At 74.7% G+C, this 14,743-nt stretch carries 12 protein-coding genes; 1 reads left to right on the top strand and 11 read right to left on the bottom strand.

Features of this window, described 5'->3' with window-relative positions:
* Positions 1–96 precede the first annotated feature (96 nt).
* The 9 genes from P9841_RS00965 to P9841_RS00925 all read right to left on the bottom strand — a co-directional run bounded on the left by P9841_RS00965 (position 97) and on the right by P9841_RS00925 (position 10,639).
* Positions 97–1,770, bottom strand: a complete 1,674-nt coding sequence (locus tag P9841_RS00965; RefSeq protein ID WP_283320264.1) for a GspE/PulE family protein — start codon at positions 1,768–1,770, stop codon at positions 97–99.
* A 117-nt stretch (positions 1,771–1,887) separates the two neighbouring features.
* Positions 1,888–2,781, bottom strand: coding sequence for a shikimate dehydrogenase (locus P9841_RS00960; protein ID WP_283320263.1), 894 nt, complete (start codon positions 2,779–2,781; stop codon positions 1,888–1,890).
* Complete coding sequence (gene mltG / locus P9841_RS00955) at positions 2,778–3,941, bottom strand: endolytic transglycosylase MltG (RefSeq protein WP_283320262.1); 1,164 nt, start codon at positions 3,939–3,941, stop codon at positions 2,778–2,780. The genes P9841_RS00960 and mltG overlap by 4 nt, the downstream gene beginning before the upstream one ends.
* On the bottom strand, positions 3,938–4,501 hold the full coding sequence (ruvX, locus tag P9841_RS00950; protein ID WP_283320261.1) for a Holliday junction resolvase RuvX: 564 nt from the start codon (positions 4,499–4,501) through the stop codon (positions 3,938–3,940). The genes mltG and ruvX overlap by 4 nt, the downstream gene beginning before the upstream one ends.
* 68 nt (positions 4,502–4,569) lie before the next feature.
* A complete protein-coding gene (alaS, locus tag P9841_RS00945) occupies positions 4,570–7,266 on the bottom strand; it encodes an alanine--tRNA ligase (protein ID WP_283320260.1) in 2,697 nt (898 codons plus the stop codon).
* 119 nt (positions 7,267–7,385) lie between these two features.
* Complete coding sequence (locus tag P9841_RS00940; RefSeq protein WP_283320259.1) at positions 7,386–7,868, bottom strand: hypothetical protein; 483 nt, start codon at positions 7,866–7,868, stop codon at positions 7,386–7,388.
* Entirely contained in the window at positions 7,865–8,227 is a 363-nt protein-coding gene (locus tag P9841_RS00935; protein WP_283320258.1) for a DUF948 domain-containing protein, read from the bottom strand. Before P9841_RS00935 ends, P9841_RS00940 begins: the two co-directional genes overlap by 4 nt.
* 145 nt (positions 8,228–8,372) lie before the next feature.
* Entirely contained in the window at positions 8,373–8,999 is a 627-nt protein-coding gene (gene rpsD, locus P9841_RS00930; protein WP_222169464.1) for a 30S ribosomal protein S4, read from the bottom strand.
* A 206-nt stretch (positions 9,000–9,205) separates the two neighbouring features.
* A complete protein-coding gene (locus P9841_RS00925) occupies positions 9,206–10,639 on the bottom strand; it encodes a replication-associated recombination protein A (protein WP_283320257.1) in 1,434 nt (477 codons plus the stop codon).
* Between the two features lie 104 nt (positions 10,640–10,743).
* On the opposite strand from P9841_RS00925, the gene P9841_RS00920 reads away from it, so the two are divergent.
* Positions 10,744–12,993 carry an MMPL family transporter gene (locus tag P9841_RS00920; RefSeq protein ID WP_283320256.1) on the top strand — a complete coding sequence of 750 codons (2,250 nt, stop codon included), beginning with the start codon at positions 10,744–10,746 and terminating at the stop codon, positions 12,991–12,993.
* A 40-nt stretch (positions 12,994–13,033) separates the two neighbouring features.
* Here the strand turns inward: P9841_RS00920 and P9841_RS00915 are convergent, their stop codons facing one another.
* Together P9841_RS00915 and P9841_RS00910 are read right to left on the bottom strand one after the other, a co-directional pair.
* Positions 13,034–14,140 carry a hypothetical protein gene (locus tag P9841_RS00915; protein ID WP_283320255.1) on the bottom strand — a complete coding sequence of 369 codons (1,107 nt, stop codon included), beginning with the start codon at positions 14,138–14,140 and terminating at the stop codon, positions 13,034–13,036.
* Between the two features lie 5 nt (positions 14,141–14,145).
* On the bottom strand, positions 14,146–14,733 hold the full coding sequence (locus P9841_RS00910) for an ABC transporter ATP-binding protein (RefSeq protein WP_283322041.1): 588 nt from the start codon (positions 14,731–14,733) through the stop codon (positions 14,146–14,148).
* Between the last annotated feature and the right edge of the window lie 10 nt (positions 14,734–14,743).

The raw sequence follows: 14,743 nt of genomic DNA, 5'->3' as shown, positions 1-14,743 counted from the left end.
CCCCTCTCGTGCACCCACGCGCGACGCGATCGCGCCGACTGACCTCATCGGCGCCGGCCCACGACCACTTGAGCCCCGAGGCGCAGGTGCACCCGTTCACGCGACCACCCGCAGGATCTCCTCGATCGAGGTCTGCCCCAGCGCGACCTTCTGCCACCCGTCGTCGCGCAGCGTGATCATGCCCTGGGCCCGCGCCGTCGCCGCGATCTCGGCGGACGACGACCGCGCGACAGCATGCCGCTCGATGTCCTCGGTGACGCGCATGACCTCGTGCAGCGCGATGCGCCCCCGGTACCCGGTCCGGGAGCACGCGACGCACCCCTCGGGCCGGAACAGCTCGGGCAGCGTCTCCCCGGGCACCCACGGGAACCGCGCCGAGATGAGCTCCGTCTCGGTGGGCAGGTAGGGCTCCTTGCACTTGTCGCACAGCCGGCGCGCGAGCCGCTGGGCGACGACGGCGTCCAGCGCCGACCCGACGAGGAACGGCTCGATGCCCATCTCCACGAGCCGTGTCACCGCGGACGGCGCGTCGTTGGTGTGCAGCGTCGACAGGACGAGGTGGCCGGTGAGGGCCGCCTCGATGGCGATCTGCGCGGTCTCGTGGTCGCGGATCTCGCCGAGCAGGACGACGTCGGGGTCGGACCGCAGGATCGAGCGCAGCGCGCCGGCGAACGTGAGGCCGGCCTTCGGGTTGACCTGCACCTGGTTGATGCCGGCGAGGCGGTACTCGACCGGGTCCTCGACGGTGATGACGTTGATCTCGGGACGGGAGACGGCGTTCAGCGTCGCGTACAGCGTCGTGGACTTGCCCGAACCGGTGGGGCCGGTGACGAGGATCATGCCGTAGGGCTTGGTGTACGCCTCGCGGTAGGTGGCGTAGTTGTGCTCGAGGAACGCGAGGTCACGCAGGTCGAGCGACGCCGTCGAGTTGTCGAGGATGCGCATGACGATCTTCTCGCCCCACACGGTGGGCAGCGTCGCGACGCGGAGGTCGATCTTGCGGCCGTTGTGCGTCACCGACATGCGGCCGTCCTGCGGCTTGCGCCGCTCGGCGATGTCGATGTCCGACAGGATCTTGACGCGGGAGATGACACCGCCCTGGATCTGCTTCGGTGAGCGCTGCATCTCGTGGAGCACACCGTCGATGCGGTACCGGACGCGCAGGTCGTGCTCGGTGGGCTCGATGTGGATGTCCGACGCCCGGTCGGAGATCGCCTGCGTGACGAGCAGGTTCACGTACCGGACGATCGGGGCGTCGTCCTCGACGACGTCGCCGACCCGCGACAGGTCGACGTCCTGCGGCGCCTGCTCCTCCTCGAACGCGGAGGACAGGTCCTCCATCTCGCCGTCGGCCCGGCAGAACCGGTCGATCGCCCGCGTGAGGTTCTCGAACGTCGCGACGATCGGCAGCACCGTCATCCCGGACACCGTCCGCACGTCGTCGACGGCGACGACGTTGCCGGGGTCCGCGGTGGCCAGCACCAGCGCACCGTCCTGGAACGCGACGGGCAGCACGGTGTACCGCCGGCACAGCGCGGCCGGGACCATGGACACCGCGGCGCGGTCCACCGGGTAGTCGTCGAGGTCGACGAACGCCATGCCGACCTGCCGCGCGAGCGCCGCCACGAGCTGGCCCTCGGTGAGCACGCCGATCTCCACCAGCGTCCGCCCGAGCGACTGGCCGCGCACCAGCTGCTCGTCCAGCGCGGCCATGAGCTGCGCCTCGGTGACCAGCCCCTCGTCCAGCAGGATCTCGCCGAGCTGCTTCACCCCGTGTCCCTTCGTCCCCGGGGCCGGCCCGTGCACCCGCCCCGAAGGGACCATCGGCAGGAGGGCGGGGGGAGATGAGGGACCGCCGGCCACCGGCACGCCGGGGACCCGGGCGGCTCAGCCCGCGGGCGCCTCGAGGGCCTCGCCGAGCGCGGCGTCCATCGCGTCGAGCGGCCCGGGGCGTCCGGTCATGAGGCGCACCTGCTCGACGGCCTGGTGCAGCAGCATCCGCTCCCCCGCGACGGCGACGCCCCCCGCGGACTCCCACGCGGCGGCCAGCGCGGTGCGCCGCGGGTCGTACGCGACGTCGAGCAGCACGCCGGGCGCGGCGACGGCACCCGCACCGCCGCCCGCGAGCTCCGCCGCCAGGCCGTCCGCGGCGTGCGGCGGCAGCGTCGACACCACGAGGTCCGCCCGCGCCAGGGCGGCGGAGGCCTCCGCGAGGGGTCGCAGCACCGGTTCCACGCCCATCCGGTGCGCCGCCCGCGCGAGCCCGCCGGTGCGACCCACCGAGCGCACGAGCACGACCGGCGTGGTGCAGCCGAGCTCCGCGAGGGCGGCCAGCGCCGACGCGGCGGTGGCGCCCGCCCCGAGGACGACCGCGGTGCGCCCTCCGGCCGGCGGGGTCGCCGCCCGCCCGCGCACCGCGAGCCCCTCGGCGAGCGCCGCGACGATGCCGTGCACGTCCGTGTTCGCGCCCGTGAGCACCGGACGCCGGCCCCCGGGCTGCACGAGCACGGTGTTGACCGCCCCGACCACGCCCGCGAGCGGCTCGACGTGGTCGAGCAGCGGCATGACGGCGTGCTTCAGCGGCATCGTCACGCTGAGCCCGGCCCAGCTGTCGTCGAGCGCCGCGACGAAGCCGGGCAGGGCGTCCTCGGTGACGTCGACCGCGTCGTACCGCCAGCCGTCGAGGCCGAGCGCCGCGTACGCGGCACGGTGCAGCCGGGGCGACAGCGAGTGCGCGACCGGGTGGCCCAGCACGGCCGCCCGGCGGGGGGCGGTCGTCACTGGTTCGCGGCCTGCCACTCCCGCAGCTGGTCCACGTAGGTCTGGTGCTCCGCGAACGTCTCCGAGAACTTGGTCTCGCCGGTGTCCAGGTTCACCGTCGCCCAGTAGAGCCACGGGCCGTCGGCGGGGTGCAGCACCGCGTCGATCGAGACCTCGCCGGGCGAGGCGATGGGAGTCGGGGGCAGCCCGTACACCTTGTACGAGTTGTACGGGTTGTACGGCGGCTGGGCGTCGCGGGTGTCGGCGTACGTCAGCTCCGCGCCGGACTTGCCGAGCCCGTACGCCACGATCGCGTCGATCTGCAGCGGCATCTCGATGTCGAGCCGGTTCTGGATCGCGCGGGCCATCTTCGGCCGGTCCTCGTCGAGCTTGCCCTCGCGCTCGACGATCGACGCCTTGTTCAGCACCGTCTCCCACTGGTCCTGCGGGACCTGCTTCTCGGTGAGCACCGCGACGGTGCGCTCCACCATCTGCGACAGCACCTCGGTGGCGCTCGTGCCGGGCTCGATCTCGTAGGTCGCGGGGAACAGCCAGCCCTCGACGTTGCCGTTCGCCTCCGCCGGCAGGCCGATCGCCGCCGTGTCGGCCGCGGCGGCCTCCAGGTCCTCGACGGGGATGGTCGTGATCTCGTACACGCGCTGGTAGATCTGCTTCGCGGTGTAGCCCTCGGGGATCGTCACCCGGTTGGACACGCGGTTCTCCGCGTCGAGCAGCGCGTTGACGGCGTCGCTCGCCTTCATCTCGAACTGCAGCGCGTAGGTGCCCGGCTGGATCGACTGCGCGTTCGGGTTCGTCGCGTACGCGTCGGAGAACGCGCGCGCGGTCGCGACCACGCCGGCCTCGGCCAGGGTCTGCCCGATCGCACCGCCGGTGTCGCCCGTCGCGACGGTCACCTGGACCTCGCCGCTGCCGGGGCCCGGGTAGTCCTGGACGGTCTGCTCGCCGTCGTCGCCGGAGAACAGCCCGCCGACCACGCTCCAGACCACGAACGCCGCGCCGCCGACGAGGGCCAGGGCGAGCACGAGGACGACGACGGAGCGCCGGCGGCGCGTCTTGCGCTGCCGGACCTGCTGCTCCTTCGTGTCCCGGCGCGAGCGCCGCGAGGGCTGGGGTGCCTCGCCGTGCTCCTGCTCCGGAGCCCCGAGGAAGAGGTCGCTCACTCGGCTGTCCCTTCGGTGTGTCCTGCCTGACCTGCGTCCCCCAGACCCCCCTGGCGCGGACCCGGGGCGACCTGCGGGCGGGTCGCCGTGACCCGCTCGCCGGGCCGGCGGCCCGAGGAACGCTCCGCATCCAACGCGGTCTGCAGGATGACCACGGCGGCCGCCTGGTCGACCACCGCTCGATGCCGACGACCCGACCGGCCTGACGCGTGGAGCGCCTGGTGGGCACTCACGGTGCTCATCCGCTCGTCGACCAGCCGCACCGGGACCGGTGCGACAGCCGTCGCCAGCGTCCCAGCGTACGCGCGCGCGGCCTCCGCCGCAGCGCCCTCCGCACCGGACAGGTGCCGCGGGAGGCCCACGTAGACCGCGGCGGCGGACCGCTCGGCCACCTCGGCGGCGACCTGCGCGACGTCGAGGGGCAGGTCACGGGGTGCGGGGCGGCGCGTGTCGCGCGCGAGCGTGGCGACCGGCGTGGCGACCAGGCCGTCCGGGTCGCTCGCCGCCAGGCCCACCCGCACGGAGCCCACGTCGACGGCCAGGCGCGCGCCCCGGACCACCGCGTCGGCGTCCGGGACCCCGTCGTCCCCCGGCGCGCGGCCCGAGCCGTGCGCGCCGGCCGCCCCGCTCAGGCGCCCGCCCGGATCGCGTCGCGCACCCCGGCGAGGGCCTCCGGCAGCCGGGCCGCGTCGGCGCCGCCGCCCTGCGCGAGGTCGTCCTTGCCGCCGCCCCCGCCGCCGAGCAGCCCGGAGGCGGTCCGCACGAGCGCACCGGCCCGCACGCCCTTCTCGCGCGCGCCCGCGTTCGTCGCGACCACCACCACGGGCCGGCCCTTCGCGACGCCGCCGACGGCGACGACCGCCGGCGAGGACTCTCCGAGCCGGTTCCGGACGTCGAGCACCAGCGTGCGCAGGTCGTCCGCCGTGGCCTCGCCGGCGTCGTGCGTCACGACGCGCACGCCGGCCTCCTCCTCGGCCGACGCGGCGAGACCGCCCGCCGCCGCGAGGACCTGCGCGGCGCGCGCGGACGCGAGCTGCTTCTCGGACTCCTTGAGCCGCGTGAGCAGCGAGGACACGCGGTCCGCGAGCTCGTCGGGGCGCGCCCCGAGCAGGCCCGAGAGCTGCCCCACCAGCGCGCGCTCCTTGGCGTGGAAGCCGTACGCCCCGTCACCGACGAGGGCGTCGACGCGCCGCACGCCGGAGCCGATGGACGACTCGCCGAGCAGCGTCACGAGGCCGAGCTCGCCCGAGCGGCGCACGTGGGTGCCGCCGCAGAGCTCGCGCGACCAGTCGCCGCCGATCGACACGACGCGCACCTGGTCGCCGTACTTCTCGCCGAACAGCGCCATGGCGCCGAGCGCCCGCGCCTCCGCGATCGGCATGACCGCGTCGGTGACCTCGAGGTCCTCCTGCAGCCGGGTGTTGACCCGGCCCTCGACCTCGGACAGCACGCCCTGCGGGACGGCCTGGCCGGAGCGGAAGTCGAACCGCACGCGGCTCGGGGCGTTCTCCGAGCCCGCCTGGGTCGCGCTCGGGCCGAGCGCCTCCTGGATCGCCTTGTGGACCATGTGCGTCGCGGTGTGCGCGCGGCTGATCGCGATCCGGCGCTCCGTGTCGATCGCCGCGACACCCGGCTCGTCCAGCGTGACGGTGCCCTCGACGAGGCGGCCGCGGTGGACCGGCAGCCCCTTGACCGGCGCCTGCACGTCGTCGACCTCGATCGTCGCCCCGCCGTCGAGCACGATCGTGCCGTGGTCGGCGAGCTGGCCGCCCATCTCGGCGTAGAACGGGGTGACGTCCAGGACGACCTCGACGTCCGCGGGCGCGGTCGCCGCCGGGGCGGGCACGCCGTCGACCAGCAGGCCCACGACGCGCGAGCGGGACGTGGTGCGGTCGTAGCCGACGAACTCGACGGGCTTGCCGCCGGAGCCGCTGAGGGTCGCGTGCAGGTCCTGGTACGCCGCGGTGTCCGTGCGGCCCGCGCGCTTGGCCAGGGCGTCCGCCCGGGCGCGGTCGCGCTGCGCCTGCATGAGCGTCCGGAAGGCCTTCTCGTCGACGGAGACGCCCTGCTCGGCCGCCATCTCGAGGGTGAGGTCGATCGGGAAGCCGTAGGTGTCGTGCAGCTGGAACGCCTTCTCGCCCGACAGCAGCGGCGCGGTGCCGGACGCGCCCGCGGTCCTCGCCTCGGAGACGGCCTGGTCGAGGATCGAGGTGCCGGACACCAGCGTGCGCAGGAACGCCTCCTCCTCCGCGTACGCGACCCGGGCGATGCGGTCGAAGTCGCGCGCCAGCTCCGGGTACGACGGGGACATCGCGTCGCGCGAGACCGGCAGCAGCGTCGGCAGCGCCGGCGTGTCGACGCCGAGCAGGCGCATCGCCCGCACCGCGCGGCGCAGGAGGCGGCGCAGCACGTAGCCGCGGCCCTCGTTGGACGGCACGACGCCGTCGCCCATGAGCATGAGGCCCGAGCGCACGTGGTCCGCGACGACGCGCATCCGCACGTCGTCCTCGTGGTCGGCGCCGTAGCGGCGGCCGGACAGCTGCTGCGCGGCCTCGATGACCGGGAAGACCTCGTCGATCTCGTACATGTTGTCGACGCCCTGCAGCAGGAACGCGACGCGCTCCAGGCCCATGCCGGTGTCGATGTTCTTCTGCTTGAGCTCGCCGAGGATCGGGAAGTTCTCCTTGCCGCCCCCGTCGCCCCGCTCGTACTGCATGAAGACGAGGTTCCAGATCTCGATGTACCGGTCCTCGTCCGCGACCGGCCCGCCCTCGCGCCCGTACGCCGGGCCGCGGTCGACGTAGATCTCCGAGCACGGGCCCGCCGGGCCGCGCGCGCCGGTCGACCAGTAGTTGTCCTTCATGCCGCGACGCTGGATGCGCTCGTCCGGCAGGCCGGCGATCTTCTTCCAGAGCTCCGCCGCCTCGTCGTCGGTCTCGTAGACCGTGACCCAGATCGTCTCGGGGTCGAAGCCGTAGCCGCCCTGGTCCTGGGGGGTGGTGATCAGCTCCCACGCGAAGGTGATCGCCCCCTCCTTGAAGTAGTCGCCGAAGGAGAAGTTGCCGTTCATCTGGAAGAACGTGCCGTGGCGGGTGGTCTTGCCGACCTCCTCGATGTCGAGGGTCCGCACGCACTTCTGCACGCTGGTCGCACGCGGCCACGGGGCCGTCTGCTCGCCGAGCATGTAGGGGATGAACGGCACCATGCCCGCGATCACGAACAGCGTCGACGGGTCGGGCGAGATCAGCGGGGCCGAGGGCACCACGGCGTGACCGCGGGCCTCGAAGAAGTCGAGCCAACGCTGGCGGATCTCGGCGGTGCGCATGGTGTCCTCTGCAGTGTCGGTGGGCGGGACCGCGTCCCGCCGCTGTCGTGCTCAGCGTCGCGCCGGCCCGGGGTGTTCCCGTCCGGCCGGGGAGCAGCCTAGGCGGCTGCGGGCCGTCGTCAGTAGAACGAGTACGGCACGTCGCCGTCCTCGTCCTCCGGGTCCTCGGTGGGCTCGTCGGCCCAGCCGCGGCGGGCACGGGCCTCACGGGCGGCCGACCGGGCCTCGGGGTCGTGGTGCCAGGCCGGCGGCACGGCACCGCCGTCGTCCGGCGTGGTCGCGCGCCGCGCGGCGCGCTCGGCCCGCAGGGCGTCCACGTCCACGTCGCCGACGAGGTCGTGCCGCAGCTGCGCCTCGCGCTCCGCCATACCGGCCCGCAGCTCCCGCCGGGCGTCCGCGAGCGAGCGGACCGCGCCGGCGGTGGTCGCCCCGGCCCGGAAGGCGGTGCGCGCGGCCTGGGCCGCCAGGGCGGCGGCCCCCAGGGAGCCGTCCGCGGCGGGGGTCGCCCCGCGCGCGGCCACCGGGGTGTCGAGCAGCCCCAGGCGGCGCGCACCGGCGACGGCCACGGCCGCCCCGACGCCGACCCAGAACAGCCGTCTCATCGCGCCGACCGGCCCTTGCCGAGCCCCGACAGGGCGCGCCGGACGCCGTAGCTGAAGGCCGCGACCTTGATCATCGGCCCGCCGACGGTCGCGGCGAACAGCGAGGTGAGCGCCGAGACGTTCTGCGTGACCTGCGCCGCGGAGGTCGTGATCGCGTCCACGCGCTCGAGCTGGGTGTTGGTCGCCGACACGGTCGTCGCCGCCTCGTCGAGGATCGGCACGGTGTGCTCGGTGATCTCCCGGACGGACGTGCGGGTCTCGTCCAGCACCCGGCCGAGCTTCACCAGCGGCACGGCGAGCGCGCCGACCAGCAGCACGAAGGCGATGGCCGCGATCAGCCCCGCGATGTCTCCCAGCATGGCCAGCCCTTCTGCGTCGTGTCGTCGCCGTGCGGCGTCACCGGAACCCTACCGGGAGCGGCGCGGCGGCCCGGGACGGCCGCGACGCCCCGCACACGGTCCCTGTCGGGCGGTGCGGGGCGTCGCGGTCGGTGTCGCGGCTGCGTCAGCGGGCGTAGTACTCGACGACCAGCTGGACCTCGCACGTGATCGGCACCTCGGCGCGCTTCGGGCGGCGGGTCAGCACGGCCGAGAGCTTCTCGAGCTGCACGTCCAGGTAGCCCGGGACGGCCGGCAGCACGTCGCGGTGCGCACCGGCGGCGGCCACCTGGAACGGGACCGTCGTCTGCGACTTCGGCTTGATCTGGAGGGTCTGGCCCTCCTTCACGCGGAACGACGGGCGGTCCACGATCTTGCCGTCGACCAGCACGTGGCGGTGCACGACGACCTGGCGGGCCTGCAGGATGGTGCGGGCGAAGCCGGCGCGGAGCACCAGCGCGTCCAGGCGGGTCTCGAGGTCCTCGACGAGCGCCTCACCGGTCAGGCCCGGGGCCTTGCGGGCGGCCTCGTAGGCGCGGGCGAGCTGCTTCTCGCGCAGCGCGTACTGGGCGCGCAGACGCTGCTTCTCGCGCAGACGCACGGCGTAGTCCGACTCGGTGCGGCGGCGGGCGCGGCCGTGCTCACCGGGCGGGTAGGGGCGCTTCTCGAAGTGCTTGACGGCCTTCGGCGTCAGCGCGAGGCCCAGGGCGCGCGAGAGGCGCACCTGGCGGCGCGAACGGGTCACGTTGCTCACGGTGTTCTTCCTGTCGTTCGATTCACGGCACACCCGGACGCGGGAGGTTCCGCGGCGGGCGTGGGGCCGACCTTCGTGCCGAACCGCTCGGGAGCGGCGGTGGCTGGCTAGGGCCCCAGGCGCGTCCGGTCAACCCGGACGACCGGTCGACTCTACCGGGTCGGGAGCCCAGCACCTAACCGTCGCCGCGCCTCACCGCGCCGGGGTCAGCCGTGGCCCTCCGGCGCGGGCGCCTGGTCGAGCACCGCCCGGATCCGCCCGAGCCGCTCGCCCACCTGCCGCTCGTAGCCGTTGTCCGTCGGCGCGTAGTAGCGCGTGCCGACCAGGTCGTCCGGCAGGTACTGCTGCGCCGCGATGCCGTGCGGGTGGTCGTGGGCGTACAGGTAGCCCTTCCCGTGGCCGAGCGCCTGGGCTCCGGCGTAGTGCGCGTCGCGCAGGTGCGGGGGCACGGAGCCGACCCGTCCGGCCCGCACGTCCGCCAGGGCCGCGTCGATGCCGGTGTAGGCCGCGTTCGACTTCGGTGCGGTCGCCAGGTGCACGACCGCCTCGGCGAGGATGATCCGCGCCTCGGGCATGCCGATCAGCGCCACGGCCTGCGCGGCGGCGACGGCGGTCTGCAGGGCGCTCGGGTCGGCCATGCCGACGTCCTCGGCGGCGGAGATGACGACCCGCCGCGCGATGAACCGCGGGTCCTCCCCCGCGGCGATCATCCGCGCGAGGTAGTGCAGGGCCGCGTCGACGTCGGAGCCGCGCACCGACTTGATGAACGCGCTGATGACGTCGTAGTGCTGGTCGCCGTCCCGGTCGTAGCGCACGGCGGCGACGTCGATCGCGCGCTCGACCGTGGCCAGGTCGACGACCGCCGGCGCGTCCGCGTCCTCGCCGTCGTGGTCGGCGTCCGGGTCGGCCGCGCGCGCGTCCCGGTCGGCCAGCGCCGCACCCGCGGCGGCCTCGAGGACGGTCAGGGCCTTGCGCGCGTCGCCGCCCGCGAGCCGCAGCAGGTGCTCCTCGGCCTCCTCCTCGAGCCGCACGGCGCCGCCGAGCCCGCGCTCGTCGACGACCGCCCGGCGCACCAGCGCCCGCACGTCCTCGGTGCCGAGCGGCTTCAGCGTGAGCAGCAGGGAGCGCGACAGCAACGGCGAGTTCACGGAGAAGCTGGGGTTCTCGGTCGTCGCCGCGACGAGCGTCACCCAGCGGTTCTCGACGCTCGGCAGCAGCGCGTCCTGCTGCGCCTTCGTGAAGCGGTGCACCTCGTCGATGAACAGCACCGTCTCGGAGCCGTCCGCGGCCAGGCGGCGGCGCGCGTCGTCGACCACCTGCCGAACGTCCTTGACGCCCGCCGTGACGGCCGACAGCTCGACGAACCGCCGGCCCGACGTCGTGGCCACCAGGTACGCGAGCGTCGTCTTGCCCGTCCCCGGCGGCCCCCAGAGCACGACCGACGACGGCGCCGCCCGCCGCGACGCGTCGCCCGCACCGCCCTCGACGAGGCGCCGCAGGGGCGACCCCGGCACCAGCAGGTGCTCCTGCCCGGCGACCTCCGCCAGGCTGCTCGGCCGCATCCGCACGGCGAGCGGCGCCCCCGCGGACGGCGCGGGGGTGCCCTGCGCGGTGGAGGTCACCGCGTCGAACAGGTCCATGCGGCGAGCCTACGCAGCCGCGCCCACAACCCGGCACCGCGGCTCCCGCGCGCACCCGGCGACCCCGCCGCCACCCGTGATGCGCGAGCACCGTCCGGCCTGCGATGCTGACCTGCGTGTTCGAGAGCCTGGGGCGCACCGTCGCCCGCCACCCCCGCCTGACGCTCGCCGTCTGGGCGGTCGTCGCCGTCGCCTGCGCGCTGCTGGCGCTGGTCGGCGTCGGGGGCCAGAACCTCTTCGACCGGCTCACGACCGGCGAGCCGGTGGTGCCGGGCTCCGACAGCGCCCGGGCGACCGAGCTCCTCGCGGAGTCGGACACCTCCGGCGCGTCGCTGACGCTCGTCGTGCAGGGGGTCGACCCCGCGACGGAGGGCCTCGCGGACGCCCTGGAGCCCGCGCGCGCCGAGGTCGCGGACGTACCGGGCGTGGTCTCGGTCATCGACCCGTTCGTGCTGCCGGACGGGGTCGAGAACCCCGCGGCCGCGCCGCTGCTGGCCACCGACGGCGACGGGTTCCTCGTGGTCGTCGAGCTCGACCCCGGCCTGGCGGGCGACACCCAGGACGCGGCCCTGCACGACGTCGAGCAGCGGCTGCGCGAGGTGCCGGCCGCGCTCGACGACGTCGCCCCCGGCGCCACCGGCCTGGTCGGCGGGACCTCCCTGATCGTCTCGGCCATCACCGACCAGGTCGAGCGGGACCTCACCACGGGCGAGGCGATCGCGCTGCCGGTGGCGCTGCTGATCATGGTGCTGGTGTTCGGCGGGTTCCTCGCCGCCGCCATGCCGATCGTCGGCGCCGTCGCGTCCATCGCGGGCGGCCTGGGTGCGCTCGTCGGCCTGTCGTACCTGATGGACGACCTCGAGTCGTCGGTCGTCAACGTGGTCACCGTGCTCGGGCTCGGCCTCTCCATCGACTACGGCCTGCTCATCGTGTCCCGGTTCCGCGAGGAGCTGGGCCGGGCGCTCGGCGACGACGAGGGACGCTCCGCGCGCCGCCGACGCGGGGACGGGGCCGTCGTCACCGCCCTGGTCACGACGATGGGCACCGCCGGGCGCACGGTCGCGTTCTCCGCGCTGACCGTCGGGGTGTCGATCGCGGGGCTCCTGGTGTTCCGGCAGGACATCCTGCGGGCGTTCGGCGCCGGGTCCGTGGCCGTGATCGTGTTCGCGGTCGCCACCGCCCTCACCCTGGTGCCCGCGCTCCTCGTGCTCGCGGGGCGCCGCCTCGCCCGCCCGAGCGTGCTCGCCCGGGTGCCGGGCGTGCGGAGCGTCCTGGCCCGCACCGCCGACGTCGCGTCCGAGGAGGGGACGTTCTCCCGCCTCGCCGGGCGCGTGCAGCGCCGACCCTGGTGGGTGATGGGCGGCTCGCTGGCCGTGCTGCTCGTGCTCGCGTCCCCGCTGCTGCACGTCGAGCTCCGCAACTCCACGACGCAGCTGCTGCCGATGTCCAGCCCCCAGCGCGAGTTCGTGCGCGTGCTCGCGGAGCAGTACCCGGCGTCGTCCTCGCCGTCCGTGGTGCTGGTCGCGCAGACCGGCGAGGCCGACGCCGTCGCGGCCGTCCCGGAGATCGAGGCGCTCGACGGCGTCGCCTCCGTCGACCCGCCCGCGGTGCGCGACTCCGTGGTCGTCATCGGGGTGCGCCCCGACAGCACCGACCCCGGCGGCGCCGTCGCCCAGGAGGTCGTGCACGGGCTGCGCGACCTGGACCTGCCGTTCGACGCGTGGGTCGGCGGGCAGGCGGCCAACCAGATCGACTTCACCGACGCCCTGTTCGACCGCGCCCCCTGGGCGCTCGGGGTGGTGGCGCTCGCGACGCTGGTCCTGCTGTTCCTCATGACCGGATCGCTGCTCGTGCCGGTCAAGGCGCTGCTCACCAACGCCGTGTCGCTGTGCGCGTCGCTCGGCGTGCTGGTCTGGGTGTTCCAGGACGGGCACCTGTCCGGCCTGCTGGGCTTCGAGTCCACCGGCGGCATCGAGACGTACGTCCTCGCGCTCGTCATCGCCTTCGCGTTCGGCCTCGCGATGGACTACGAGGTGTTCCTGCTCTCGCGCATCAAGGAGCTGCACGACGCCGGCGCGAGCAACGACGAGTCCGTCCGCCTCGGCCTGCAGCGGTCCGGGCGGGTCATCACGTCCGCCGCGGCGATCATCGTGGCCGTGTTCGCCGGGTTCGTCGCCGGCGAGCTGCTGGTCATCAAGGAGGTCGGCTTCTCGCTGGCGGTGGCCGTGCTGATCGACGCGACGCTGGTGCGGCTGCTGCTCGTCCCGGCCACGATGACGGTTCTCGGCGACCTGAACTGGTGGGCCCCGGCCCCCCTGCGCCGCCTCCACGCCCGCCTGGCGATCACGCACTGACACCCGGGGCAGGCCCGCGACACCTGCGCGCGGCGACCGGCTACGAGCGGTCCTTCAGCGTCTCGACGAGGGATCGGACCGGGATCAGCGAGATCGCCAGGACGAGGAGGGTGGCGCACGCCCAGCCGGCCACCATGTGACCGGCACCCTGGGCTGCCACGACGGCGACGTCCGTGCCGAGCGCGATTCCGACGCAGGTCACCACGCCCCAGGCCCACACCGCCGCGGGGACCGAGAGCACGAGCCACTCCGAGAGCTGGAGCACGACGAGAGCACGCCGGTGGACGCCGTACGTCACGTACACAGCCAGCCGCGCGCGCCGCGTCCACCGGACGAGCGCCACCATCCCGCCGAGGACCACGGCCGCGCCGAGCCACGCCGTCCCGAGCTCCCTGGTCGCGTACGAGCCCGCGAAGCCCAGGCCGTGCGCGCTCTCCTGCAGTCGCGGTCGCACGACGACCGGGCCGCTCGCCTCGGAACCCAGCGCGAGCGGGAGGTAGCCCGCGACGGCCTCGACGTGGCCGGCGTCGCTGCGGACGTAGCACTGCGTGGCGTCGCGCTCCGTGGGATCGGCGACGACCCACGCGCCGTCGAGGTCACGGCCGAGCACGGCGGAGTCCACCCGGCGGGTCCCCACCGCGACGCCGCGGTACTCCGACGGCTCCTCCACGAGCACCACCTCGTCGCCGTCGCCCAGCCCCAGGGGGATGAGCACCTCGTCCGTCGCCAGGGCCCCGTGTCCCGCGACCGGGGCGAGGTCGAGGAAGTCGAAGATCCCCGGTGACACGATGATCTGCGTGGCCCTGATGCCCGGCTCGGCCGCGAGACCCAGCGCCCCCCGGACACCTGATACCGCGAAGGCACCGTCGACCCCCTCCAGGGCGGACAACCGGTCGCACCGTGGCGCGTCGATCGTCCCGCCCTCCGCTCGGCCGGGCTCAGCCACGAGGACGAACGCCCCGGCGGCCGCCCACTCCGCCTCGGCGCGCACCAGGCGCCCGACGTCGAGGACGTTCGACAACGCCGCGGCCCCGAGGACGCCGGCGACCGCGAGCGCAACGACGACCGAGGCCCACCGACCGGACCTGGCGTTCTCCGCCCCTTCCGCGAACGCCAGGGCCGACGGCCAGACCTGGCGTCGTCGCACGTCCGTCATGATGCCGGCGGCGGCGACGGCCGGCGACCGTCCAGCCGGAGCACCCGGTCGCAGCGGCGAGCCGCCCGCTCGTCGTGCGTCACGAGGACGATCGTGCGTGCCGCCACGGCGAACATGGCGTCGAGCACCAGGTCGGTCGTCCTCGAGTCGAGCTGACCCGTCGGCTCGTCCGCCAGCAGCACCGGCCTTGCCGAGGCCAACGCCCTCGCGATGGCCACCCTCTGGGCCTCGCCACCCGACAGCACCGACGCGCGGTCGTCGGCGCGGTTCGCGAGCCCCATCGAGTCGAGCGCCTCCCCGGCGAGGCCGCGGGCCTCCGCGCGCCCTGCCCCGTCCAGGAAGGCGCCGAGCATCACGTTGTCGAGCACGGACCGCTCCGGGAGCAACGAGACCGTCTGCAGCACCCACGTCGTGACCTCGCGCGGGTCCCGGACACCGCCGCTGTCCCGCCACGCGACAGTGCCCCCTGCTGGCGCGAGCAACCCACCCAGGATGGACACGAAGGTGGTCTTCCCCGACCCGGACGGTCCGACGACTGCCAACGTCTCGCCGTCCTCGAGGCTGCACGTGGTCCCTGCCAGCACCGGCCACGCG

The organism is Cellulomonas sp. ES6, from assembly GCF_030053835.1.
Classification (GTDB): domain Bacteria; phylum Actinomycetota; class Actinomycetes; order Actinomycetales; family Cellulomonadaceae; genus Cellulomonas.
The sequence above is the reverse complement of the archived record's forward strand: the minus strand, read 5'-3'. Positions and strand labels throughout refer to the sequence as shown.